General features: G+C 62.1%; 22 protein-coding genes and 2 pseudogenes. 6 read left to right on the top strand and 18 right to left on the bottom strand.

The genetic code is table 11. The features are described 5' to 3' along the window. Window positions 1–82 (bottom strand): annotated as a pseudogene (locus tag CW360_RS07760) (cytochrome-c oxidase, cbb3-type subunit II); the annotation flags it as partial. After that, on the bottom strand, window positions 82–1,524 hold the full coding sequence (ccoN, locus tag CW360_RS07765; protein WP_101193312.1) for a cytochrome-c oxidase, cbb3-type subunit I: 1,443 nt from the start codon (window positions 1,522–1,524) through the stop codon (window positions 82–84). The gene ccoN and the pseudogene CW360_RS07760, both read right to left, overlap by 1 nt. A 108-nt stretch (window positions 1,525–1,632) precedes the next feature. Here ccoN and CW360_RS07770 point away from each other — a divergent pair, with 108 nt between their 5' ends. After that, complete coding sequence (locus tag CW360_RS07770; RefSeq protein ID WP_157825266.1) at window positions 1,633–2,322, top strand: alpha/beta family hydrolase; 690 nt, start codon at window positions 1,633–1,635, stop codon at window positions 2,320–2,322. Here CW360_RS07770 and CW360_RS17305 read toward each other — a convergent pair. Together CW360_RS17305 and CW360_RS17310 are read right to left on the bottom strand one after the other, a co-directional pair. Next, window positions 2,312–3,229 carry a methyl-accepting chemotaxis protein gene (locus tag CW360_RS17305; protein ID WP_425439756.1) on the bottom strand — a complete coding sequence of 306 codons (918 nt, stop codon included), beginning with the start codon at window positions 3,227–3,229 and terminating at the stop codon, window positions 2,312–2,314. The two genes, CW360_RS07770 and CW360_RS17305, sit on opposite strands and share 11 nt — an antisense overlap. Window positions 3,230–3,556: 327 nt before the next feature. Beyond that, window positions 3,557–3,886: pseudogene (locus CW360_RS17310) on the bottom strand (PAS domain-containing protein); the annotation flags it as partial. A 164-nt stretch (window positions 3,887–4,050) separates the two neighbouring features. On the opposite strand from CW360_RS17310, the gene rlmM reads away from it, so the two are divergent. Both rlmM and tusA read left to right on the top strand, forming a co-directional pair. Next, window positions 4,051–5,106, top strand: a complete 1,056-nt coding sequence (rlmM, locus tag CW360_RS07780) for a 23S rRNA (cytidine(2498)-2'-O)-methyltransferase RlmM (RefSeq protein WP_093986325.1) — start codon at window positions 4,051–4,053, stop codon at window positions 5,104–5,106. A 50-nt stretch (window positions 5,107–5,156) separates the two neighbouring features. Beyond that, window positions 5,157–5,393, top strand: coding sequence for a sulfurtransferase TusA (gene tusA / locus CW360_RS07785; RefSeq protein WP_093986326.1), 237 nt, complete (start codon window positions 5,157–5,159; stop codon window positions 5,391–5,393). A 16-nt stretch (window positions 5,394–5,409) separates the two neighbouring features. Here the strand turns inward: tusA and CW360_RS07790 are convergent, their stop codons facing one another. From CW360_RS07790 to CW360_RS07840, 11 genes are all read right to left on the bottom strand, one after another. Beyond that, the gene (locus tag CW360_RS07790) at window positions 5,410–6,474 is read right to left on the bottom strand and encodes a protein-glutamate methylesterase/protein-glutamine glutaminase (protein ID WP_101193313.1); all 1,065 of its coding nucleotides are present in this window, start codon (window positions 6,472–6,474) and stop codon (window positions 5,410–5,412) included. Between the two features lie 7 nt (window positions 6,475–6,481). Beyond that, the gene (locus tag CW360_RS07795; RefSeq protein WP_229727156.1) at window positions 6,482–6,955 is read right to left on the bottom strand and encodes a chemotaxis protein CheD; all 474 of its coding nucleotides are present in this window, start codon (window positions 6,953–6,955) and stop codon (window positions 6,482–6,484) included. A gap of 14 nt (window positions 6,956–6,969) precedes the next feature. Further along, window positions 6,970–7,776, bottom strand: a complete 807-nt coding sequence (locus tag CW360_RS07800) for a CheR family methyltransferase (protein WP_093986329.1) — start codon at window positions 7,774–7,776, stop codon at window positions 6,970–6,972. Between the two features lie 32 nt (window positions 7,777–7,808). Then, a complete protein-coding gene (locus CW360_RS07805; RefSeq protein ID WP_101193314.1) occupies window positions 7,809–8,339 on the bottom strand; it encodes a chemotaxis protein CheW in 531 nt (176 codons plus the stop codon). Window positions 8,340–8,350: 11 nt separating this feature from the next. Beyond that, window positions 8,351–10,000, bottom strand: a complete 1,650-nt coding sequence (locus CW360_RS07810; protein WP_101193315.1) for a methyl-accepting chemotaxis protein — start codon at window positions 9,998–10,000, stop codon at window positions 8,351–8,353. Window positions 10,001–10,142: 142 nt separating this feature from the next. Next, the gene (locus tag CW360_RS07815) at window positions 10,143–12,347 is read right to left on the bottom strand and encodes a chemotaxis protein CheA (RefSeq protein WP_101193316.1); all 2,205 of its coding nucleotides are present in this window, start codon (window positions 12,345–12,347) and stop codon (window positions 10,143–10,145) included. Window positions 12,348–12,369: 22 nt separating this feature from the next. Beyond that, window positions 12,370–12,696 carry an STAS domain-containing protein gene (locus CW360_RS07820; protein WP_101193317.1) on the bottom strand — a complete coding sequence of 109 codons (327 nt, stop codon included), beginning with the start codon at window positions 12,694–12,696 and terminating at the stop codon, window positions 12,370–12,372. Between the two features lie 20 nt (window positions 12,697–12,716). Next, on the bottom strand, window positions 12,717–13,085 hold the full coding sequence (locus CW360_RS07825; RefSeq protein WP_093986334.1) for a response regulator: 369 nt from the start codon (window positions 13,083–13,085) through the stop codon (window positions 12,717–12,719). 9 nt (window positions 13,086–13,094) lie between these two features. Further along, window positions 13,095–14,330, bottom strand: coding sequence for a methyl-accepting chemotaxis protein (locus tag CW360_RS07830; RefSeq protein ID WP_425439751.1), 1,236 nt, complete (start codon window positions 14,328–14,330; stop codon window positions 13,095–13,097). Between the two features lie 319 nt (window positions 14,331–14,649). Further along, window positions 14,650–15,690: a DUF3080 family protein gene (locus CW360_RS07835; protein ID WP_101193318.1), complete on the bottom strand. Its 1,041-nt coding sequence runs from the start codon at window positions 15,688–15,690 to the stop codon at window positions 14,650–14,652. Continuing rightward, window positions 15,690–17,054: an MATE family efflux transporter gene (locus tag CW360_RS07840; protein WP_279305026.1), complete on the bottom strand. Its 1,365-nt coding sequence runs from the start codon at window positions 17,052–17,054 to the stop codon at window positions 15,690–15,692. Before CW360_RS07840 ends, CW360_RS07835 begins: the two co-directional genes overlap by 1 nt. A 129-nt stretch (window positions 17,055–17,183) precedes the next feature. Between CW360_RS07840 and pdxB the strand changes: the two genes are divergently transcribed. Continuing rightward, window positions 17,184–18,338: a 4-phosphoerythronate dehydrogenase PdxB gene (gene pdxB / locus CW360_RS07845; RefSeq protein ID WP_101193319.1), complete on the top strand. Its 1,155-nt coding sequence runs from the start codon at window positions 17,184–17,186 to the stop codon at window positions 18,336–18,338. On the opposite strand, the gene CW360_RS16905 is transcribed toward pdxB, so the two are convergent. Next, entirely contained in the window at window positions 18,320–18,496 is a 177-nt protein-coding gene (locus tag CW360_RS16905) for a PA1571 family protein (RefSeq protein ID WP_170307373.1), read from the bottom strand. The genes pdxB and CW360_RS16905 overlap by 19 nt on opposite strands. A 107-nt stretch (window positions 18,497–18,603) precedes the next feature. On the opposite strand from CW360_RS16905, the gene CW360_RS07850 reads away from it, so the two are divergent. After that, window positions 18,604–19,731: an ATP-NAD kinase family protein gene (locus tag CW360_RS07850; RefSeq protein ID WP_101193320.1), complete on the top strand. Its 1,128-nt coding sequence runs from the start codon at window positions 18,604–18,606 to the stop codon at window positions 19,729–19,731. Here the strand turns inward: CW360_RS07850 and CW360_RS07855 are convergent. After that, entirely contained in the window at window positions 19,718–20,452 is a 735-nt protein-coding gene (locus CW360_RS07855; RefSeq protein WP_101193321.1) for a phosphoadenylyl-sulfate reductase, read from the bottom strand. The genes CW360_RS07850 and CW360_RS07855 overlap by 14 nt on opposite strands. A 199-nt stretch (window positions 20,453–20,651) precedes the next feature. Here CW360_RS07855 and thrH point away from each other — a divergent pair, with 199 nt between their 5' ends. Next, window positions 20,652–21,269 carry a bifunctional phosphoserine phosphatase/homoserine phosphotransferase ThrH gene (gene thrH, locus CW360_RS07860; protein WP_093986340.1) on the top strand — a complete coding sequence of 206 codons (618 nt, stop codon included), beginning with the start codon at window positions 20,652–20,654 and terminating at the stop codon, window positions 21,267–21,269. A 25-nt stretch (window positions 21,270–21,294) separates the two neighbouring features. On the opposite strand, the gene pabB is transcribed toward thrH, so the two are convergent. Next, window positions 21,295–22,638, bottom strand: coding sequence for an aminodeoxychorismate synthase component I (gene pabB, locus CW360_RS07865; RefSeq protein ID WP_101193322.1), 1,344 nt, complete (start codon window positions 22,636–22,638; stop codon window positions 21,295–21,297).

Raw genomic sequence — 22,638 nt, forward strand, 5'->3', positions numbered from 1 at the left:
CCAGGCCGCCGATGGAGACGGCCAGGACCATGAACAGGGCCAGCAGGCCGACGTTCTTCTCGAGGACTTCATGCTGTTTCATTAGTGGGCTCCTGCTACCGAGAACTTCGCAGCGGCTTCCATGTCGGCCGCCTTGGCCGCGCTAACGGTGCGCCAGGTGTTGTAGGCCATGATCACCATGCCGGCGAGGAAGATCGCGCCGCCGATCATGCGCACGATATAGCCAGGGTGGCTGGCTTCCAGCGCTTCGACAAAGGAGTAGGTGAGGGTGCCGTCATCGTTGACTGCGCGCCACATCAGACCTTGGGCGATGCCGTTGACCCACATCGAGGCGATGTACAGCACGGTGCCGATGGTCGCCAGCCAGAAGTGGGTGTTGATCAGGCCAACGCTGTACATGTTGTCGCGGGCGAAGACCTTGGGGATCAGGTGGTACAGGGCACCGATCGATACCATGGCTACCCAGCCGAGCGCGCCGGCGTGTACGTGGCCGATGGTCCAGTCGGTGTAGTGGGACAGGGCGTTGACGGTCTTGATGGCCATCATCGGGCCTTCGAAGGTGGACATGCCGTAGAAGGCCAGGGACACCACCAGGAAGCGCAGGATGGGGTCGCTGCGCAGCTTATGCCAGGCACCCGAGAGGGTCATCATGCCGTTGATCATGCCACCCCAGCTCGGGGCGAGGAGAATCAGCGACATCACCATGCCCAGCGACTGTGCCCAGTCGGGCAGGGCGGTGTAGTGCAGGTGGTGCGGGCCGGCCCAGATGTACACGGCGATCAGTGCCCAGAAGTGCACGATCGACAGGCGGTACGAGTAGACCGGGCGACCTGCCTGCTTGGGTACGAAGTAGTACATCATGCCGAGGAAGCCGGCGGTCAGGAAGAAACCTACGGCGTTATGGCCGTACCACCATTGCACCATGGCATCCGTGGCACCCGCATAGAGCGAGTAGGACTTGGTCAGGGTGACCGGGATTTCCAGGTTGTTGACCACGTGCAGCAGGGCTACGGTGAGGATGAAGGCGCCGAAGAACCAGTTGCCCACGTAGATGTGCTTGGTGTTGCGCTTGATCAGCGTGCCGAAGAACACCACGGCGTAAGCGACCCAGACCACGGTGATCAGCAGGTCAATCGGCCACTCCAGCTCGGCGTATTCCTTGGAGCTGGTCCAGCCCAAGGGCAGGCTGACGGCAGCCAGGACGATGATCAGTTGCCAGCCCCAGAAGGTGAAGGCAGCCAGGCCGTCCGAAAACAGGCGGGTCTGGCAGGTGCGTTGTACGGCGTAGTAGGACGTAGCGAACAGGGCACAGCCGCCAAAGGCGAAGATGACCGCGTTGGTGTGCAGCGGGCGCAGACGACCGAAGCTGGTCCACGGCAGGTTGAGGTTGAGGTCGGGCCAGACCAACTGGGCGGCGAGTAGGACACCGACGGCCATGCCGACGATCCCCCACACCACCGTCATGATGGCGAATTGGCGGACTACTTTATAGTTATAAGCAGTCTGTGTGATTGATGTGCTCATGTTGAGGGCTTCCATCCACTGTTATGGCGCTGTCACGCATCGTCCAGACGCACGGAAAAACCGCCCGTATGGGGACTTGAGACAGGGTTGGCAAGTTGCGAGGTAAGCATGAGCAATGCAAAGGGGGCGGTTATTGACAAGGATCAATGCCCACACACCTATCAGGGGCTTGAAGGGTGGCTGTTTGCCGCACCTGCCGAGCCCTGGGCAACCCTGTTGCTGGCGCATGGCGCGGGTGCCGGGATGGACAGTGAGTTCCTTGAGCAACTGGTCGCACAGCTGCTGGGCGCGGGCCTGGCGGTATGGCGTTTCGAGTTTCCCTATATGGCGGCACGGCGTACCGATGGGCGCCGTCGACCGCCCAGTCCCCAGGCGCAGCTACTCGATAGCTGGCGTGCGCGTGTGGCGGACGCACGCCTGCGTAGCGCCGGGCCGCTGGTGCTGGCCGGCAAGTCAATGGGGGGGCGCATGGCCAGTCTGTTGGCGGATGAATTGGCATTGCCGGTAGTGTGCTTCGGCTATCCCTTTCACCCGCCGGGCAAGCCGGACAAGCTGCGCATCGCGCATTTGCAGGCGCTGCGTATGCCGGCGCTGATCGTGCAGGGTGAGCGAGATCCCTTCGGGCGGCGCGAGGAGGTGTCCGGCTACGCGCTGTCGGCCAGTGTGCGCCTGCACTGGCTGGTCGATGCCGACCATGACTTCAAAGCCCTGCGGCGCAGTGCTCTGGATCAAGCGGCATTGATCCGCGAAGCTGCCCGGCAGACGGCCGCCTTTGTCCGGCAACAGCTCAGCGATTGAAACGCTCGACCAGGGCCTGTTGGCTGGCCGCTGTCTGTTTGAGCGTTTCACTGAGCTGCGAGGTGCGTTGTGCTTCCTGGGAGGCCTGTTCGGTATGCGTGGCAATGCTGCTGATGCTGTGACTGATCTGTAGGGCTACGCTGCTTTGCTCTTCCATGGCGCTGGCGATCTGTTCGGTCATGCCGCTGATCTCGGCGACTGCCTGATTGATGCCCTGCAGGGCCAGATGGCTGTCCAGCACGCGCTGTACGCCTGCGGCGGCCTGGTCTTGTCCGTTGCGCATGCTGTCCACGGCGGCCTGGGCGGTTTGCTGCAGGCGGCTGATCAGTTGCTGGATCTGCTCGGTGGACTGACCGGTACGTTGCGCCAAGGCACGTACTTCATCGGCTACCACAGCGAAGCCGCGGCCCATGTCGCCGGCTCTGGCTGCCTCGATGGCTGCATTCAGGGCCAGCAGGTTGGTCTGTTCGGCGATGCTGCGGATGACTTCGACCATCCCGCCGATTTCACGGCTATCCTCGGCCACTCGGGCTACCGTGTCACTGCTGCCACTGATCAGAGTGGCCAATTGCTCGATGGCTGCACGGGTACCGTCGGCCACCTGCTGGCCCTGGCCGCTCAGTTGGCGCGCCTGCTGGCTGGCTTGTGCAGCCTGCTGCACATGTTGCGCGACTTCGCCTGTGGTGGCAGCCATCTGCTGTACGGCAGTGGCTACCTGTTCGCTTTCCAGGCGCTGCTGATGCAGGCTGTGGGCGCTGTGTTGTGCCAGTTCCTCGGCCTGGGTGGCTTGCTGGTAGAGGTGCATGGCGCTTTCCTGCAGGCGTGTAAGGCAGGTGCGCAGGTGAGCGCGCTGGCTGTGCATGGCCATTTCCAGGCGTGCTTCGGCGCCGCGGCTGTCGGTGTACATGCTGGCCGTCAGGGCGTCGCAGCTGGTGTCTTCGGCATGACGTAGCAGGCGGCGAATGACCCGCTGTTGCCAGTGCAGGCCAGCCAGGCCCAGGGGGACGCTGAGCAGGGCAGCGAGGGCAAAGCCCCAGCCGCTGCCGAGCCAGCTGCCGATCAGGAAGCCGATCTGACTGATGAGGATGAACGGCAGCCAGTCCTGGGCGAGCGGCAGCCAGCGATGGCTGGAGGCGATGGCCGGTTGTCCGTTGTTCAGCCGGCGGTAGAGTTGTTCGGCGCGCCGGATCTGGCCGGGTGTTGGCTTGCTACGTACGGACTCGTAGCCAGTGATCGTGCCGCCTTCAAAAATCGGTGTGACATAGGCATTGACCCAGTAGTGATCACCGTTCTGGCAGCGGTTTTTGACGATGCCCATCCACGGCTTGCCTTGCTTGAGGTGCTGCCACATGTGTGCGAAGACCGCAGGCGGCACATCCGGATGGCGGACGATATTGTGCTCTGCGCCGACCAGTTGCTCGCGGTCGAAACCACTGATCTGCACGAATGCGTCATTGCAGTAGCGGATGCGACCGTGCAGGTCGGTGATGGAGATCAGGCGCTGCTCGTCCGGGAAACGACGTTCTTGCTGGGTGACGGGCTGGTTGTTGCGCATGGTGAGCATCCATCGGTGTAGGGGCGGGATTCCCCTTTAGGGTGCGACATTTTACCTCATGGGAGGTATTGCATTGCTTAAAACTAGCAGTTGTTGAGCGATAGGGAAGTCGCCGGACGGGCGGGTAATCGTGACAGCGTTTATCATGGGCGCCTGCTGAGGAGCCTTGATCGATGAATACCCTGTTGCTGCACTGCCGTCCTGGTTTTGAAGGTGAAGCCTGTGCCGAAATCAGTGAATACGCCGCAGCCTTGCAGGTGACTGGTTTTGCGCGTGGCAAACCGGCTAGCGCCTATGCGGAGTTCGTTTGCAGCGAAGCCGATGGTGCGCAGCGCCTGATGCACGGATTGCGTTTTAATCAGCTGATTTTCATTCGCCAGTGGGCACGGGGTGGCTGGCTGGCGTTGCCGGAGCAGGACCGTATCAGTGTCCTGCTGGAGGCGCTGCAGGACTATCCCTGTGCGGGTAGCCTGTGGCTGGAGGTGTTTGACAGCAATGCGGGTAAGGAACTGTCGAATTTCTGCAAGAAGTTCGAGGCGCCTCTGCGCAAGGCGTTGCTCAAGGCCGGCAGGCTGCTTGAAGATGCGCACAAACCACGTTTGCTGCTGAGCTTCAAGAGCGGTCGGGAGGTCTTTGTTGGCCTGGCTGAAGCGAGCAATTGCGCACTGTGGCCGATGGGCATTCCACGGCTGAAATTCCCTCGCGAGGCGCCGAGTCGCTCGACCCTCAAGCTGGAAGAGGCCTGGCATACTTTTATCCCCCGTGAACAGTGGGATGAGCGTTTGTCTGGCGAGATGACTGGGGTCGATCTGGGCGCGGCACCCGGCGGCTGGACCTATCAGTTGGTTCGCCGCGGCATGCTGGTCACTGCTATCGACAACGGGCCCATGGCCGAGAGCCTGATGGACACCGGTCTGGTGCAGCACCTGATGGTCGATGGCTTTACCTGGACACCCAGGCAGCCGGTGGACTGGATGGTCTGCGATATCGTGGAGAAGCCCGCGCGTACGGCCGCCATGGTGGAACGCTGGATTGGTGAGGGGCATTGCCGCGAGGCGGTGGTCAACCTCAAGCTGCCGATGAAGCAGCGTTATGCCGAGGTGCGTCGCCTGCTTGAACGACTCCAGGAAGGCTTTGCCGCACGTAAACTCAAGGTCTCCATCGCCTGCAAGCAGCTCTACCACGACCGAGAAGAGGTGACCTGTCACCTGCGGCGCCTGGGTAGATGACCTACGGCGTCCGATGGGGGAGAATGCCGGCCTGTTTGTGGAGTAAGACCATGCCCCTGATCGCTGATGCCACCCTGGATGCCACCGGATTGTTCTGCCCTGAGCCGGTGATGATGTTGCACAACAAAGTCCGCGATTTGGCACCGGGTGCGTTGCTGGAAGTCATCGCCAGCGATCCCTCGACGCAGCGTGATATCCCCAAGTTCTGTCTGTTCCTTGGTCATGAGCTGGTGCAGCAAGAGGCCGAGGCAGACGTCTTTCGCTACTGGATACGCAAGCAAGCCTGAGCAGGCTGGGTGTCAGTCAAGTGAGTATCACGGACGCAATGGCGTGCAGGTTGATGACCTGGTCGACGCCGCCCAGCTTGATTGCCTCCTTGGGCATGCCAAATACCACACAGCTCGCTTCGTCCTGAGCGTAGGTACGTGCGCCGCTGTCATGGAGCTCCTTGAGGCCGCGGGCGCCATCATCGCCCATGCCGGTCATGATGATGCCGGTGGCATTGCGCCCGGCGAAGCGCGCCACCGAACGAAACAGTACATCCACTGACGGACGGTGGCGGTTGACCAGCGGCCCATTGACCACCTCGACGTGATAGTAGGCGCCGCTACGCTTGAGCAGCATGTGCTTGCCGCCCGGGGCGATGAGCGCCAGGCCGGGAATGACCCGGTCATTGTTTCTAGCCTCACGAATCTCGATCTGCGCCAGACTGTTCAGTCGCTCCGCGAAAGAGGCGGTGAACTTTTCCGGCATGTGTTGCACGATCACGATACCCGGGCATACCCGTGGCAAGGCCGTCAACACGACTTCCAGTGCCTGCGTGCCGCCGGTGGAGGTGCCGATGGCGACGACGCGCTCGGTGGTTTGTGCCATCGCCTGCCCGTTGCCTGCGGGCAGAATGACATCGGCATGTAGTTTGGCGGGTACTGGGGGGGCGCTGGCTGCATGTTTGATCAGTTGATTCAGGTTGGCTTGGGCTGCAGCCCGGATGGCAGCTAGCAGTTCCGCGGCGGAGTCCTGCAGGAAGCTTTTCAGGCCAATTTTGGGTTTGCTGATGATTTCGACAGCGCCGGCTGCCAAAGCCTGTAGCGTGGTTTCTGCTCCCTTTTCCGTCAGTGATGAGCAAATCACCACCGGAGTGGGGCGTTCTGCCATGATCTTGCGCAAGAAGGTGATGCCGTCCATGCGGGGCATCTCCACGTCAAGCAGAATGACATCCGGCCACTGCTTGGCCATCTTGCCCATGGCGAACAACGGGTCGGAGGCGGTGCCAATGACCTGTATGTCCGGTTCGCGCTCCAGCAAGGCCAGGACGACCTGACGTACCACCGCAGAGTCGTCTACCAGCAAGACCTTGATTTTCCTCATTGGTACGTCAACTCCCTGTCAGGCGGTGGTGGCGTACCCATACGTCGCCCGTGGCAATATCGAAAAGGACTTGGCGGTGCCCCGTGTGGCCCAGGCTTTCGGCGACCAGTTGCAGTTGATGTCGGGCAACCAACCGACGTGCCGCTGCGATGTTGTTTTCGGCCACGCTGCCCTGTGCGGAAGGTTTGCTGAAGGCAGGAAACATGTTGCCGCCGCCGAACAGTTTGACCTGATATTCCTGGGGTAAGGTGCCATGGCGTGCGGCCTGCCGCAGGAACATCTGCATGGCCTCTTCGGCGTACCTGCCGTCCAGCTCATGGGTGGAGGTATGCCGGCTGGGCAGCATGTAGTGGCACATGCCACCAATGCGGCGTATGGGGTGCCACAGGGTGATGGCAACACATGAGCCGAGCAGTGTCTGAATACGTGTATTGGCACCGCCGAAGTGGAATTCGCCCGGTTGCAGAGTAACGAGTTGCATGCTGTCAGCGGTATTCATGGCTTGCGGTAGATCGACGGGCTGATGAGTTCCAAGGCATCGGTGACGCCATTTAGGCTTTCCGAGTGGCTAACGATGAAATAGCCCCCTGTCCTGAGCAAAGGCAGCATGCGCGCTACGACCTGCTGCTTGGTGGGCTGATCGAAATAGATCATCACGTTGCGCAGGAAAATGACCTCAAACTCGCCTATTGGCGGAAGCGTCTGGTTGAGGTTGATCTGCATGAAGTGCACGCGCTCGCGCAAGTGGCGTTCGATCAAAAAGGTGCCTTCCTGCCTGCCGGTGCCTTTCAGGCAATATCTGAACAGTTGCGGCTTGCCGATGTGGCGTGCACGCGCCAGTGGGTAGTGGCCACTGCGTGCCTGGGCCAGTACCTGGCTGCTGATATCCGAGGCAAGGATTTCCCAAGGCGCACTACCCAGGCAGTCCGCCAGGGTCATGGCAAGGCTATAGGGCTCTTCGCCGGTTGAGCTGGCGGCACTCCACAGGCGAAAAGGCCTGCCACTGAGCGGCTTGCCGAGTACCTGGCTACGCAGGAAGTCGAAATGCCGAGGCTCACGGAAAAAATAGGTTTCATTGGTGGTGAGCAGGTCCAGGGCAATCTGTTGCTCCTCCCCCGGCGTTTTGCTCATGATCAGTTGGAAGTAGTCACCATAGCTTTGCAGTTGGTGGTATTTCAGGCGCTTGCTCAGACGTCCGGCTACCAGAGCTTTCTTGGCAGGGCTGAGGCTGATTCCCGCGGTGCGGTACAACCAGCCGCGGAACTGTTGGAATTCGCCATCCTGTAGTGGGGTGACATCCATCGTATTGCGTCCTTGGCCGAGCCCTGTTCGTTTTAGCTGGGGGTGGCGAGTGCGGGGCCGCTGGCTTCGGAGAGCAGGGTCATTTCATCGACGGACAGCACCTGGTCAACATTCAGCACGATGACAAAGGCGCCGTTGACCTTGGCCATGCCGCTAATGAAGTCCGCACGAATCTTCGCGCCGAACGCAGGTGGCGGTTCGATCTCGCTGCGGGCGATTTCCAGCACTGCCGAGACGGAGTCGACCATCAGGCCAATATCCTGTGTATTGCCATCGTTATCGGCCTCGATGATGACGATGCAACTGCGCCTTGTGACCTCTGCGTTATGCCGCCCAAAGCGCGCCGACAGGTCGATGACGGGCACCACGGCACCGCGCAGGTTGATCACCCCGCGCACAAAGGCCGGCATCATGGGGACGCTGGTGAGCTGGCCGTATTCGAGTATTTCCTTGATGCCCAGTATGCCAATGGCAAACATTTCTCCACCGAGCATAAAGGTCAGGTACTGCGCCTCTTCCTGGGACTGGCGTAGGTCCGTTTCGCGAGTGAGCAGAGCGCCCATGCTGACCTCCTCTAGAAGCGGGTGAAGTCGGCTTCCGCCGGACTGTTTGCGGCATGCAGCGAGCTGTTGGCCTGGCTGTGCAACGGCACGTGAGCAGGCTTGCCGGCGCGCATGGCGCGATGCACGACGGCCTTGTGTGCTGTGCCGGTCGAACCGGATACGCTGAAGAAACTCATGGCCTGCTGCAGTTGCTCGGCCTGGCTGCTCATTTCTTCGGCGGTGGCGGCCAGTTCCTCACTGCTGGAGGCGTTCTGCTGGGTGATCTGGTTGAGCTGGGTCATCGCCGTATTGATCTGCGCCACGCCACTGGATTGCTCCTCGGACGCCGCGCTGATCTCCTGTACCAGGTCGGAGGTCTTGTTGATTGAAGGCAGCATGGCGTCGAGCAGTTTGCCGGCTTTCTCGGCCAGCTCCACGCTGCTGGACGACAGCTCGCCAATTTCCTGTGCGGCAATCTGGCTGCGTTCAGCCAGCTTGCGGACCTCGGCGGCCACCACGGCAAATCCCTTGCCATGCTCGCCGGCCCGGGCGGCTTCGATAGCGGCGTTAAGCGCCAGCAGGTTGGTCTGGTAGGCAATGTCGTCGATGATGCTGATGCGCTGGGCAATCTGTTTCATGGCGGCGACCGTTTGCTGAACCGACTCGCCTCCCTCGGTAGCTTCTTTGGCCGCCTTGCTGGCCATGCCGTCGGTGACCTTGGCGTTTTCCGTGTTCTGGTTGATGCTCGCGCTCATTTGTTCAATGGAGGCGCTGGTTTCCTCGACGCTGGCGGCCTGTTCACTGGTTGCCTGGCTCATCGCTTGAGCGGTGGCGCTGACCTGCTCGGAGGCGCTGGCCAGGCTGTCCGCCGAGTTGCGTACTTCGCCGATGATCTGTGCCAGCTTGCCGACCATATCCCTGATCGAGGCAAGCAGGCTGCTGCCGTCGTCCTTGCGCAGGTTGATATCCACCGTCAGGTCGCCATTGGCGACTTGCTGGGCAATTCTCGCCACATAGCCCGGCTCGCCGCCGAGTTGGCGTGTCAGATTGCGGGTAATCAGCCAGGCGGCGACGAGCGCGATCAGTACCGCAGTGCCTGCGGCAATCAGCATTAGCAGGCGGGCATTCAGGTAATTCTTGTGCGCGGCCTCACCCGAGGCGACCAGCAGATCAGCCTGATAGGCTTGCAGTCCTTTGGCGCTGGTCTGGTAGGCGATCAGTATGGGGCGCAATTCATTTTGCAGGTATTGCCGTGATTGCTCGGGAGAGCCCTGCTCGATGAGTTGCAGCAGTTGATCCTGGCTGGCGACATAGGCCTGGCGGTGCTGGATGATTTCCTGGAGTAGTTCCAGGCCCCTGACGGAGGTCAGTTCCTTTTCCAGTTTGTCGATGATGGCGCCCAGTTCAGCACGGGTTTGCAGAATGGTCTGTCGCTGCTGGGCACGGTCCTGCGGGTCGTCGGTCAGCATCATGTTGCGCAAGGCAATGGCGATGGTGTTGGTTCGCTCCACGATGCCATAGGCCATTTCGGTCCTTGGCCAGCGTTGCTCCATGACCTGATCCAGCGACTCATTGATCTGGCCCATTCGGCTGATGCCGATAAAGGACACAATAGTCAGCATGATGATCAGCACACCGAAGCCCAGGGCCAGCTTGGTTGCGACTTTCATATCGTTGAGCATGAGTTCTATCCCTTTTCTCAAGTTAAGCGATGCGGCAATCTGGCTGACCTGCTGTCGGGCTGGGTCGCGCAACCGTGTCAGTTATCTGTGCTCGATGTGTCTGTCATGGCATGTGCATGGTTCCTTGCTGTGCACCGCTTGTTTAGCGAGCGAAAATCGACAGCGCAGCGGGTCGCTGGGCGGCGTGAGATTCCTGGCGGGTAATCTGCTGCACCAGAGCGGGTACATCGAGAATCAGGGCTACGGCACCGTTGCCAAGAATGGTTGAACCACTGATCCCGCGTAATGTGCTGAACAGCTTGCCCAACGGTTTGATAACCGTCTGGAATTCGCCCAGCAACTCATCGACAACCAGGCCGGCCTTGTGCTCGGCACTGCGTACGACCACTACGTTTTCACGCCGCCCCGGGCTACCGTCGATGTTGAAGTGTTCGCGCAGGAAAATCAGTGGCAGTACCTCGCCCCGCAAATTGAGGTAGCCACGCTCGCGCGTGGCGCGCCGATCATCGGCAGATAGTTCCACGCATTCCTGCACCATGTTCAGCGGCACGACATAGCTGGCCTGGCTGATGCCCACCAGAAAACCATCGATAATGGCCAGGGTCAGTGGTAGGCGAATGCGCACGCGGGTGCCGAGGCCTGGCTGGCTATCCAGCTCCACGCTGCCACGCAGGGCGGTGATGTTGCGTTTGACGACATCCATGCCTACACCACGTCCGGATAAGCTGGTGATGGCACTGGCTGTCGAGAACCCGGCTTCGAAGATCAGGTTGTACAGTTCCGCATCCGTAGGTGTGGCGGTACTGCTGATCAGGCCTCGCTCGCGGGCCTTTTGCAGGATGCGTTGACGGTCAAGGCCGCGCCCGTCATCGCTGATCTCGATAACGATGCTGCCGGAATCATGATAGGCATTGAGGTGCAGGTTGCCTTTGCTGGGCTTCCCGGCAGCCTGGCGTACTTCCGGCAGTTCTATGCCATGGTCCATGGCATTGCGGAGCAGGTGCATCAGCGGATCACCAATCTTCTCCACTACGCTCTTGTCCAGTTCGGTCTCCGCGCCGCTGATATGCAGCTCGATGTCCTTGCCCAGCTCCTGGCTGACATCACGTACCACGCGCTGGAAGCGATTAAAGGTATCGCCTATCGGTACCATGCGCAGACGCAGTGCGCCGTCACGGATTTCTTCAACCAGCCCTCTGACTACCGAGGTGGCTTCTTGCAGCGCTTCGTCCTGGCAGCTCTGTGCCAGCAGGCTGGCTCCAGCTCCTGCAATGACCAGTTCGCCGACCAGGTTGATCAGTTCGTCGAGCTTGTCGGCCTGCACCCTGACGTAGCGCTGCTCACGGCTACGCTGCTCCTGTAGCTGGCTCTGCTTGTCGAGTGCAGCCTGGACGACCGCTGGTTGCACGACGCGCTGTTCAAGGAGAATTTCCCCGAGCAGCTGCTGGGGCTGGTCGCCAGATGGGTTTTCCTGGGCCGCCAGCCCGCGCTCTAGCTCCTGGGGCGTCAGCGCGCCGCTGCTGACCAGCAGTTCGCCCAGGCGGGAAAAGTCTTCTGGTAGTTGCTGGAGCATCTCGATGTATTCAGCGATCTTGCCGTGGGGTGGCAGGATATGAATCTGGCAGTCGTCACGAACGAAGTCGAAGGTTTCGGCGATCGTGGCACGCTCGGCATCACTTTGTAGCTCGATCTCAAAGCCCAGATAACAGCTTTCCGCATCCATGCTGTCCATGGGCGGCATGCTGTCGCTTAGTGTGCTGATGCGCTGAATCGAGCCGATGCTGTTGAGGTAGCGCAAAAAGGACAGTGGGTCCATGCCGTTGCGCAGTACCTGTGGGCCGAAGCGTAGGGAGATGTGCCATAGCTCGGAGCTGACGTGCTGCTCGTCGCACACCTCAATGGTGGGCTCCGGGGCATGCACCACTGGCATGCAGGCTTCTTCGGTGACAGCTTGCTGGTAGCTGTACAGGCGCTCGCGCAAGCCGCACTCGTGGGCATGGGCAGTGGCGTCCAGTTGCCCGCCCTGTACAGCAACGACCTCGATCAGTTGTTGCATGTGATCGCCGCATTCGAGCAAGAGGGCAATCAACTGGGCCGTGACAGCAAGATTACCGTCACGCAGGCGTTGCAGGATGTCTTCGACGATATGCGTAAAACTGACGATAGGATCAAGACCAAACAGGCCTGCCGAGCCCTTGATGGTGTGTGCGGCACGAAAAATGGCTCCGAGTGTTTCGGCGTCATCCGGTGCACTTTCCAGACGAAGCAATGCTGCTTCCATCTCCTCCAGCAATTCGCGGGCTTCGGCGATGTAGGTTTGCAGGGCCTGATCCAGGGATGTGCTCATGGGGCATTCCTTTAGCGTTGGCTCAGCCGTTGGGCGAATGGGCAATCACCAGTGGGTCGCCGAAAAAGGCGGCCAGGTTGCATAGGTCGAAGACCTCGAGCACAGCCCGGCTATGCCGGCTCAGGCGCAAGGCTGTCTCGTTACGACTGGCTTCGCGCTTGGCCAGGATCAGTAGTTGCAGGCCGGCACTGTCGATTTCGCAGACATCGGCCAGGACGATTTCCAGCTCGCCGTCCTGCCCCAGGTGTGGCATGAGCTGCGCCTTGAGGTCGGCGGCGGTGTAGATCGTCATTTCGCCTTCGATGTGCAGCAGCGTGCGTCCATCATGGCTTTCCGTGCGTATGCTCATGGCGGGCTCCTGGCTGGCAGTCAGGGCAATATGAGCTTGGAAACGGCAGCCAGCATTTGTGCCGGCTGGAATGGCTTGACTACCCAGGCTTTGGCGCCTGCAGCCTGACCTTCCTGTTTCCTGGCTTCCTGGGATTCGGTGGTCAGCATGATGATCGGCGTGAATTTGTAGTTGGCGAGCTTTTTCACTTCCTTGACGAACGTGATGCCGTCCATATTTGGCATGTTCACGTCACTGATCATCAGGTGGATTTTCTGTCCGCTGAGCTTGTTCAGGGCATCCTTGCCGTCGCAGGCTTCGATGACCTCGTAGCCGGCACCCTTGAGGGCGATGCTGACTACCTGGCGAACACTGCTGGAGTCGTCGACGACCATTACCGTTTTAGCCATGTGCTTCTCCTAGAAAAAGGTGATTGCCTGTTCCCGCGAGTTGTCCAGTGCCTGTCCGTGGTGAATCTGTCGCTGTTCGGTGGTGGCGTAGGTCAGTGCCATGTCGGCCAGCCAGGCGTCTGCGTCGATTTGCTGGAGCAGTTCTGGTTGTTCAAGGCAGTCCTGCAGGTGACTGTGCAGCGCCTCCATGTTTTTGCGGACATGCGCCAGGATCTGGCTGACCCGATCCTGGAATTGCAGGGCAACCATGACCTCACTGATTTCGTCACGAATGCCTACACTTTCCTGCTGGAGCATTTCGGTGGATTGGCAAAGGCTCTGGGTAATGCCATGGAAGCGATCCAGCACATGCTGGATGCTCTCTTCCGAGCTGCGGATGGAGTGGTTGTCGTTGTCGGCAGTATTGCCGGCGACTTCCACCAGTTGCTGGATGGCGTTGTTGATAATGTCCACCGTGGCAGACATCTTTTGCCCTGTTTGACTCGATAGGCTCGACAGGCTGCGGACTGCGTCGGCGACAACCGCAAATCCCCTGCCGGCTTCCCCGGCACGGGCGGCTTCAATGGCGGCATTCAGTGCCAGCAGATTGGTTTGTGCAGCGATAGCCGCTACTTCGGTGGCCATGCTGCGAAGTTCGCCGGTATATCCGGTCAGTCCGCGGACCTGTTGGAGAAGCTCATCGCGGCTGGATTGGGCCGCCTTGAGCCTGTCGATGACCTTGGTCAGGGCGCTTTCGCTGTGTGCCATCACCCCCAGCACTCCGTCCTGATGATCGGTGGCCAGGTTGCCGGCGGCTTGCTGTGAGGTCTGCACGGCTTCTTGTAGTTTGTCGTAAAGACCGGCGAAGCGTGCAGTAAGGGCGACGATGGCTTCTTCAGTCTGCTCGCGTGAGCTTTCCACTTGCTGGGACCAGATGGGCATTGCGCGCAGGCACACGGCTTGGAGGCCCCGTGAAGTAGCTTGCTGCTGAGTCAGCTGTTGCGCCTGCTGCTCTCTATCCAGGTGTTCCTGCAGTTGCGCCAGTGCCTGCCGATGGCCGCGCAAGACCATGCGACAGGCCAGCGCGGCCAGAGCGAGCAGGCATAGCGTGGCGCCAGCCGTGGCTGTGTTGGCGCCCCCCAGAGCGAGCAGGAACCCACAAGCGACTAGTCCCAGCGCTACTAACGGGCCGAGCAAGACCATGCTGGAGGCCTGGTGGTTGCCGGCAGGGCGGGAATCGACAGGGAAGGAGGCTTGGCTGGGCATGTGATTATCCTTAATCAGTGCGCTCCGTGAGGTGTTGCCATGTTCAGTCTGGTCGCAGGCAGGAGAGGCTGGTTGTCTCTTGCCAAGGTTATTCAGTGAGCAAACCGGCGTCGCAGTGGTTTTGTCTTGATGGCTATCACTGTGGCAACAGCTTGCACCAAGCCCACTACAGGCAATCCTGGGCGGGGTATGGCCAATGTTTTCGAGCGTAGAACAGGTCGTGCTGACTGCAAGGTCAGGTATTGAAAAAAATCGGACAGGCTGACCAGTGGTTTGCCAGGGAGAAGCTGCGTGTTGCGCGGCCAGGTCTTTCTATGGCTCAGCGCAGGCGCCAGCGTGGCTGGCCAGGGGCCATCTGGCAGCTGCGTAGTAGCGCTTGCCAGTGCTCGACATGCGCCTGGCGGCTGGCCTGGAACGACTGCCACAGCGAGTGCTCGGTAGCGCTCAAACGGGCCAGATACTCATCCAGTGCCGGCGGTATGCCGGGTGTCTGGCGTAGCGCCTGCAGGGCCTGCTGCCAGGCCTGTCCCTGTTGTTCCACCTCGGCCAGGTAGGGCTGCAACTGGCCGGCGTAGTAGCGCTGAAAAACCCTCAGCACCGCCTGGGCGCGTGGATTGTCGTAGCCGCCAGGGCACAACGGGCGCTGTAGGCGGGCGCGCAGCAGCACATTGCCGCGCTCCAGGCTCTGTTGCAGGCTGAGCAGGCTGGTCAGCAACTGCGCCAGGCTGTGATTGCGTTGCAGCGCCTGGAACAACTCGTCGCTGACTGGGCGTGGCGGGCCGGCATGCGGTGTCTGACCAATCAGTGCCAGGCGCTGCAGCGCAGCGAGGGCTTGCTGATCCATCGGCTGGCCGGGTGGCAGGCTGTGCCGTGCAGCGCGTAGCAGGTGCTCGAACTCGCTACTGGCATTCAGCGCGTTCCAGAATACCGCGGGCATTTGCGCACGCTTTTGCTGGTAAAGCCCTTGCAGGCGCTCGGCGGCGGCCCCCTGTAGATGAGGTTGACAGTCCTGCATGGCCTGCAACAGTTCGTTGTCAAAACCCAGGCGCTGGCTGGCGGTGAGTTGTCGACCAAGACTGCCGTTGCGCTCGCCGAGCAGTTGCTGCAGGCGCGGACACGGCTGGATGTCGACCAGCAGCTCCAGCAGGCTGATGCGGATTTCCTCGATGGGCAGCAGGCGCGTGCGGCGTGCGGGCAGCCGGTAGTCGCTGCGCGGTAGCGGCTGAGCGCTGGGCAGTGGGCTGTCGAGAACCCGCGCCAGACGCTGCAGGTAATCATCCTGCAGGGCCTGCCCCGTATCCTGAGGCTGGCAGGCGGCCAGGCACAGGGCGCTGAGTATCAGCAGTGCCCGGCCGCGCATCAGGCGTTCCTGATCTGCCGTCGGGCGCTGCGCGCCAGGCGGATGCCGAGCATCAGTGCGGCACAGGTCAGCCCCACCACCAGACCCTGCCAGAGACCGGCCGGGCCGCTGGGCGTACCGAACCAGTGGCTGAGCCCCAGGCCGTAGCCGACCGGCAGGCCGATGCCCCAGTAGGCGAACAGGGTGAGCAGCATGGTCACCCGGGTGTCCTGATAGCCGCGCAGGGCACCGGCTGCAGTGACCTGGATGGCATCGGAAAACTGGAACAGCGCGGTGTAGACCATCAGGCTGGCGGCGAGGCTGATCACCGCCGCATCGTGGGTGTATAGGGCAGCAATCGACTCGCGTAGCCAAAGCATGCTGCTGGCCGACAGACAGGCATAGGCCAGTGCGCTGGCCATGGCCACGCCTGCGGCAAAGCGCGCGGCACGTGGCTGGCCGGCACCGAGGGTCTGGCCAACCCGTACCGTGGCGGCCATGCCCAGCGAGTAGGGAATCATGAACACCATGGAGCTGAAGTTGAGGGCAATCTGGTGGCCGGCTACTACCTCGGCGCCCAGGCCGCCGATCAGCAGGGCGATTACCGAGAAGATGCTGGCTTCGGCGAAGATGGCAATGCCAATCGGCAGGCCAACCGCCAACAGGCGCTTCTGTACAGCCAGTTGCAGCCCGTCATAGCGCTGGAATACCTGGCAGGCGCGGTAGTAGGGCGCCCAGCAGACCCACCAGAGCATACCCAGCAACATGGCCCACATGACCAGGCCGGTGGCCCAGCCGCAGCCGACACCGCCCATTGCCGGCAGGCCGAGTTTGCCGTAGATGAACAGGTAGTTGAGGGGAATATTCAGTAGCAGGCCAAGGATGCCCAGCACCATGGCCGGTCGGGTGTGTCCCAGGCCATCACTGAAGCAGCGCAGCACGTGATACAGCGCCACGGCAGGAAAGCCGCAGGCCACGGCCTGCAGGTAACCCATGGTGGGCGGGATCAGCGCTGCATCGACACCCATCAGGCGCAGCACGGGTTCGCTGTGCCAGAGCAGCAGGCCGCACAGGCCGCCGGTCAGCAAGGCCAGCCAGAGCGCCTGGCGTACCAGTGGGCCGATGCTGGCGTGCTCGCCGGCGCCAAAGCGCACTGCAACCTTGGGTGTGGTGGCCAGCAGGACGCCGGTCATCAGCAGGAACAGCGGTACCCACAGCGAGTTGCCAAGGGCTACGGCAGCCAGGTCGGCGGCACTGACCCGGCCGGCCATGAGGGTGTCGACGAAGCCCATGGCGGTATGTGCCAGTTGGGCGATGATGATGGGCACGGCGAGGCCGAGCAGGGCGCGCAGCTCGTGGCCGATGCGCTGGGTTTTGCTTTGCACGGTGTTCACACAACTTGCCGATAAGGTAGGGCGGCAGGGCAGTCTACGCCTGGCCGGACAGTCAGGAAAGCGCCTGCCCCCAGCGCCTGTCGACTGGCGTAGAATGGCGGCCCCGCGAAGGAGTCCTGCATGCATATCCTGGCTGACGAAAACATTCCCCTGGCGGAGGCATTCTTCGCTGAGTTCGGCACCTTGCGCCGTCTGCCGGGACGGCAGATCAGCGCGGCAGACCTGGAGGATTGCCAGGTGCTGCTGGTGCGCTCGGTCACCCGGGTTGACCGTGAGTTGCTGGCCGGCAGCGCGGTACGTTTTGTCGGTACCTGCACCATCGGCACCGATCATCTGGATCTCGACTACCTGGCCACTGCCGGCATCCACTGGGCCAGTGCGCCCGGCTGCAATGCCCAGGGGGTGCTCGACTATGTGCTGTCGAGCCTGCTCTGTCTGGCTGAGCGTAACGGCGAAGCGCTGCACGACAAGGTCTACGGGGTGGTCGGTGCCGGTCAGGTCGGCGGTCGTCTGGTGGCCCTGCTGCGTGGCCTGGGCTGGCAGGTGCGCGTCTGCGATCCGCCTCGCCAGCGCCGTGAGGGGGGGGATTTCGTCAGTCTGGAGCAACTGCTCGCCGAATGCGACGTGATCAGCCTGCATACCCCGTTATCCCGTGAGGGCGAGGATGCTACCTGGCACCTGCTTGACCAGGCGCGCCTGGCAGCCCTGCGCCCAGGCTGCTGGCTGATCAATGCCAGTCGTGGCGAGGTGGTCGACAATGCCGCGCTGAAAGGCTGCCTGCAGGCCGGGCAGGCGTTGCAGGTGGTTCTGGATGTCTGGCAGGGCGAGCCGCTGGTGGATGTCGAACTGGCCGCGCTGTGCCAGTTGGCGACACCACATATCGCCGGCTATAGCCTGGATGGCAAGCTGCGCGGTAGTGAACAGATCTATCGGGCGCTGTGTGCCTGGCTGGGGCAGGAACCACATCACCAGCTGTGCGACCTGCTGCCGTCGCCCTGGCTGGCCGGCTTGGCGTTGAGCGCACAAGCCACGCCGGAATGGCTATTGGCCACGCTGTGCCGTGCCGTGTATGACGTGCGCCGTGATGATGCGGATTTTCGCCGTAGTCTGCAGGGCGACGCTATCCAGCGTCGCCAGCAGTTTGATCTGTTGCGCAAGCATTACCCCATGCGCCGTGAGCTGCAGGGGCTGGCGGTCAGCCTGCAGGGTGACAACCAGCAACTGGCCGCGCTGCTGCAGGCCCTGGGTTGCCGGCTTCAGGCTGGACGTGACTGAGTAGCCAGGCTTTGCTCCAGCTCGCGGCAGGCTTGCTGGATCATTTGCTCGGTGATGGGAATCTCCCGGCCTTCGGCATCGATGATTGCCGCGCTGTACAGCGGCTGGGCGGCACGGCTGGCGGGTTGGCGGGTAGCGGTAGCGTCGAGCTGTTGCATGGAGCGGTCCTCGTCAGATCGGGTTCTAGGCTGGGTACAGGCTAGACGCCGCTGATGACCGCGGGGTTACACGAAGATGTCAGGAATATGCACGGGGAGCAGGTGCTATGCGTATCGGTTTGATCATCAACCCGCTGGCCGGGCTAGGCGGCAGTGTGGCGCTCAAGGGCAGTGACGGGGTGGCCGAACAGGCCCTGGCACTGGGCGCCGAGCCGCGTGCCGTGTGGCGTACCGAGCAGGCCCTGCAGGTGCTGCTGCCCTGGCGAGAACAGGTGGAATTCCTCAGTCTGCCAGGGGCGATGGGCGGTGATCTGCTGGCGCGCATGGGCTTTCGTCATCAGTTGCTGACGCGGCCGCTGCAGGAAACGACTAGCGCAGCCGATACGCGCGCCGCGGTGATCGCTCTGCAGCAAGCCGGCTGTGCTCTGCTGCTGTTTGCCGGTGGCGATGGCACGGCACGTGATGTCGCCGAGGTCGTTGCGCCCGGTCAGGCCGTGTTGGGTATTCCGGCCGGGGTGAAGATCCACTCCGGGGTGTATGCGTTCAGCCCGCAGGCGGCGGGCGAACTGCTGGTGCGTCTGCTGCAGGGCGGTCTGGTGCGCCTAACCCAGGGCGAGGTGCGCGACCTGGATGAACAGGCACTGCGCGAGGGACGGGTGACTGCCCGCTGGTATGGCGAGATGACGGTACCGCAGGAGGGGCACTTCCTACAGCACGTCAAGCAGGCGGGGGTGGAGTCTGAAGAACTGGTACTGCTCGAACTGGCCGACTGGCTGCGTGAAGAGTGGCAGCCAGGCGTGCGCTATGTATTTGGCCCGGGCTCGACCCTGCACGGCCTGGCCAGCCAGCTGGGGTTGCAGACCACGCTGCTCGGCGTGGACGTGATCGAGGATGGGCGGGTGCTGGCTCGCGACGTGGATGCCGCGCAGTTGCTGGCGCTGGTCGACGGGCACGCAGCCCGCCTGCTGGTCACCGCGATTGGCGGGCAGGGGCATATCCTCGGCCGTGGCAACCAGCAGATCAGCCCGCAGGTGGTGCGGGCGATCGGTCTGGACAACCTGCGCGTGGTGGCCACCAAGCGCAAGCTGGCCACCCTGCAGGGGCGGCCGTTGCTGGTCGATAGTGGCGATCCCGCCCTGGATCAGGCCTTTCCCCCCGCGGTGCGGGTATGGGCTGGTTATCGCGAGGAATTGCTCTACCCGCTGGGCTGGACGAGTTCGGCTACGCCTTGCTGATCAGGTTGCCGGCGTGCAGGCCGCACTCCTTGTGAGTGGCTTCCTCCCACCACCAGCGACCTTCGCGCTCGTGCTGGTTGGGTAGTACCGGGCGGGTACAGGGCTCGCAGCCGATGCTGATAAAGCCACGCTCATGCAGCGGGTTGTAGGGAATCTCCAGCATGCGGATGTAGCCCCAGACTTCCTCGCTGGTCATCTGGGCCAGCGGGTTGAACTTGTAGAGCGGCTTGTCGGCTGTCGAGAAAGCGCCATCCAGCTCCAGCGCCGCTACCTGGCTGCGCGTGCCCGGACTCTGGTCGCGGCGTTGGCCGGTGGCCCAGGCACGTACGCTGGCCAGCTTGCGCTTGAGCGGGGCGATCTTGCGCACCCCGCAGCACTCGCCATGGCCGTCCTTGTAGAAGCTGAACAGGCCCTTGTCACGTACCAGAGCTTCGACCGCGGCGGCTTCCGGCGACAACACTTCAATGGCGATGCCATAGTGCTCGCGGACCTGCTCGATGAGCCGGTAGGTCTCGGGATGCAGGCGCCCGGTGTCCAGGCTGAAGACCTTGACCTGCTTGTTCAGCTTCCAGGCCATGTCGACCAGCACCACATCTTCGGCGCCGCTGAAGGATATCCACAGGTCATCGCCGAAGTGCTCGAAAGCGAGCTTGAGGATGTCCTGCGGGGACTTGCTGGCATAGGCCGCGGCGAGGGCGGCGACGTCGAAGGCTTGGCTCATGCTTCAGGTTTCCTCATGGCTGGGTGCTGCGTGCACCTCTGTAGGCGGGCGATGGTAGCAAAGGCGTGTTATTCGCCTAAATAACGAAGTTCCATGATGACTATGGGTTTTAGATATAAGGATGTGCCAGCTCGGATTGCGTGTGTCGCGCGCTGCCGCTAGAGTGCCGCCTTCTCCCACTCTTGCCGAGGATGTACTTGTGGAAATCGCCTGTCTTGACCTGGAAGGTGTGCTGGTTCCGGAAATCTGGATCGCCTTCGCCGAAAAAACCGGAATCGATGCGCTCAAGGCGACCACGCGTGACATTCCCGACTATGACGTCCTGATGAAACAGCGCCTGCGCATCCTCGATGAGCATGGCCTGAAGCTCAAGGATATCCAGGACGTGATTGCCACCCTCAAGCCGCTGGACGGCGCGGTGGAGTTCGTCGACTGGCTGCGCGAGCGCTTCCAGGTGGTGATCCTTTCCGACACCTTCTACGAGTTCTCCCAGCCGCTGATGCGCCAGCTGGGCTTTCCGACCCTGCTTTGCCACAAGCTGATCACCGACGAGACGGATCGTGTGGTGGACTATCAGCTGCGCCAGAAGGATCCCAAGCGTCAGTCGGTGATTGCCTTCAAGAGCCTGTACTACCGGGTCATCGCTGCCGGCGATTCGTACAACGACACCACCATGCTCAGCGAAGCGCATGCCGGCATCCTGTTCCATGCCCCGGACAATGTGATCCGCGAGTTCCCGCAGTTCCCGGCGGTGCACACCTATGAAGATCTCAAGCGCGAGTTCCTCAAGGCCTCCAATCGCTCGCTGAGCCTGTAATCTGCGGCGCTCGGTGGTGGGCCGCTCAGAGGTTTTCCAGGCTGCCCAGCAAGACGCTGACCTTGCTGATCGATTCGCGGTATTCGGCCTCGCAGGCCGAGTCCGCGACGATGCCGCCACCCCCCCAGCAGTACGCCTGACCGTCCTCCAGCAGCAGGGTGCGGATGGCAATCGAGCTGTCCATCTCTCCGCGCACATCCAGATAAAGCAGTGAGCCGCAGTAGATGCCGCGTTGGCAGGGCTCCAGTTCGTCGATGATCTGCATGGCGCGGATCTTTGGCGCGCCGGTGATCGAGCCGCCGGGGAAGCTGCCCAGCAGCAGGTCCAGGGCATCCTTGCCGGGCGCCAGACGCGCGGTGATGCTGCTCACCAGATGATGCACGTTGGGATAGCTTTCCAGGCTGAACAGTTCTGGTACGCGCACGCTGCCAGTGGCGCAGCTGCGCCCCAGGTCGTTACGCAGCAGATCGACGATCATCAGGTTTTCCGCACGATCCTTGCTGCTGGCCAGCAATTCACGCGCCGCTGCCTGGTCGCTGCTCGGCTCGCTGCCGCGTGGCCGGGTCCCCTTGATCGGTCGGGTTTCCACCTGGCCCTGGCTGACCCGCAGGAAGCGTTCGGGGGACAGGCTGAGGATGGCGTTGTCACCGCCCAGCGCCAGGTAGCCGGCAAAGGGCGTTGGACAGGCCTGGCGCAGATGCTGGTAGGCCGTCCAGGGCGAGCCACGGTAGGCCGCCTGAAAGCGTTGTGCATAGTTGACCTGATAGCAGTCGCCGGCGGCGATATAGGTCTGGATACGTGCAAAGGCCTGGGCGTACTGCGCGGCGCTTTGCTGGGCCTGGAAAGGTGCCAGCAGCTTGAAGGGTGGCGCAACGTCTGTTGTCGGCTGACTGAACAGGGCAATCAGGCGTTGCTGCTCTGTCTCGTCGAGGGCCGGATGGAACAGCAGTTGACTGCTGCGTTGCTGGTGGTCCGTGATCAGTGCCCAGGCATACAGACCCAGGCTGGCATCCGCCAGTTGCAGATCGCGCGTGCGAGGTGCCAGGCAGTGCTCGATATGTCGGCCAAAATCATAGCCGAGGTAGCCGAGCAGGCCGCCAGCGAAGGGCAGTGCGCAGTCGGCCGGCAGGCTGGCCGGGCCAAGTGACTGCAGGGCCTGGCGCAGCCGTTGGGCAAACTGCGTGGCAGATTCTTCCGCGTGTGGCTGTAGCTGTTGCACAGGCCAGGCGCTCATCAGGTCAAAGCGCGCGGTGCGGCCATGGGGTTGCCCGGCATCCAGCAGGACGGCGCCAGGCGCCTGGCTGAGTCGGCTGAAATAATGGCTGGGGTCGGCCTGGTAAGGCAGGCGGTACAGGCTGCAGCGGGGCAT

It is taken from the genome of Pseudomonas fluvialis, from assembly GCF_002835605.1.
Lineage (GTDB): Bacteria > Pseudomonadota > Gammaproteobacteria > Pseudomonadales > Pseudomonadaceae > Aquipseudomonas > Aquipseudomonas fluvialis.

Excerpts from the sequence above, each read along its gene's own strand:
- ccoN (WP_101193312.1), bottom strand. The coding sequence starts at position 1,524 with ATGAGCACATCAATCACACAGACTGCTTATAACTATAAAGTAGTCCGC.
- CW360_RS07770 (WP_157825266.1), top strand. The coding sequence starts at position 1,633 with ATGAGCAATGCAAAGGGGGCGGTTATTGACAAGGATCAATGCCCACAC.
- CW360_RS17305 (WP_425439756.1), bottom strand. The coding sequence starts at position 3,229 with ATGTACACCGACAGCCGCGGCGCCGAAGCACGCCTGGAAATGGCCATG.
- rlmM (WP_093986325.1), top strand. The coding sequence starts at position 4,051 with ATGAATACCCTGTTGCTGCACTGCCGTCCTGGTTTTGAAGGTGAAGCC.
- tusA (WP_093986326.1), top strand. The coding sequence starts at position 5,157 with ATGCCCCTGATCGCTGATGCCACCCTGGATGCCACCGGATTGTTCTGC.
- CW360_RS07790 (WP_101193313.1), bottom strand. The coding sequence starts at position 6,474 with ATGAGGAAAATCAAGGTCTTGCTGGTAGACGACTCTGCGGTGGTACGT.
- CW360_RS07795 (WP_229727156.1), bottom strand. The coding sequence starts at position 6,955 with ATGCAACTCGTTACTCTGCAACCGGGCGAATTCCACTTCGGCGGTGCC.
- CW360_RS07800 (WP_093986329.1), bottom strand. The coding sequence starts at position 7,776 with ATGGATGTCACCCCACTACAGGATGGCGAATTCCAACAGTTCCGCGGC.
- CW360_RS07805 (WP_101193314.1), bottom strand. The coding sequence starts at position 8,339 with ATGGGCGCTCTGCTCACTCGCGAAACGGACCTACGCCAGTCCCAGGAA.
- CW360_RS07810 (WP_101193315.1), bottom strand. The coding sequence starts at position 10,000 with ATGCTCAACGATATGAAAGTCGCAACCAAGCTGGCCCTGGGCTTCGGT.
- CW360_RS07815 (WP_101193316.1), bottom strand. The coding sequence starts at position 12,347 with ATGAGCACATCCCTGGATCAGGCCCTGCAAACCTACATCGCCGAAGCC.
- CW360_RS07820 (WP_101193317.1), bottom strand. The coding sequence starts at position 12,696 with ATGAGCATACGCACGGAAAGCCATGATGGACGCACGCTGCTGCACATC.
- CW360_RS07825 (WP_093986334.1), bottom strand. The coding sequence starts at position 13,085 with ATGGCTAAAACGGTAATGGTCGTCGACGACTCCAGCAGTGTTCGCCAG.
- CW360_RS07830 (WP_425439751.1), bottom strand. The coding sequence starts at position 14,330 with ATGCCCAGCCAAGCCTCCTTCCCTGTCGATTCCCGCCCTGCCGGCAAC.
- CW360_RS07835 (WP_101193318.1), bottom strand. The coding sequence starts at position 15,690 with ATGCGCGGCCGGGCACTGCTGATACTCAGCGCCCTGTGCCTGGCCGCC.
- pdxB (WP_101193319.1), top strand. The coding sequence starts at position 17,184 with ATGCATATCCTGGCTGACGAAAACATTCCCCTGGCGGAGGCATTCTTC.
- CW360_RS16905 (WP_170307373.1), bottom strand. The coding sequence starts at position 18,496 with ATGCAACAGCTCGACGCTACCGCTACCCGCCAACCCGCCAGCCGTGCC.
- CW360_RS07850 (WP_101193320.1), top strand. The coding sequence starts at position 18,604 with ATGCGTATCGGTTTGATCATCAACCCGCTGGCCGGGCTAGGCGGCAGT.
- CW360_RS07855 (WP_101193321.1), bottom strand. The coding sequence starts at position 20,452 with ATGAGCCAAGCCTTCGACGTCGCCGCCCTCGCCGCGGCCTATGCCAGC.
- pabB (WP_101193322.1), bottom strand. The coding sequence starts at position 22,638 with ATGCCCCGCTGCAGCCTGTACCGCCTGCCTTACCAGGCCGACCCCAGC.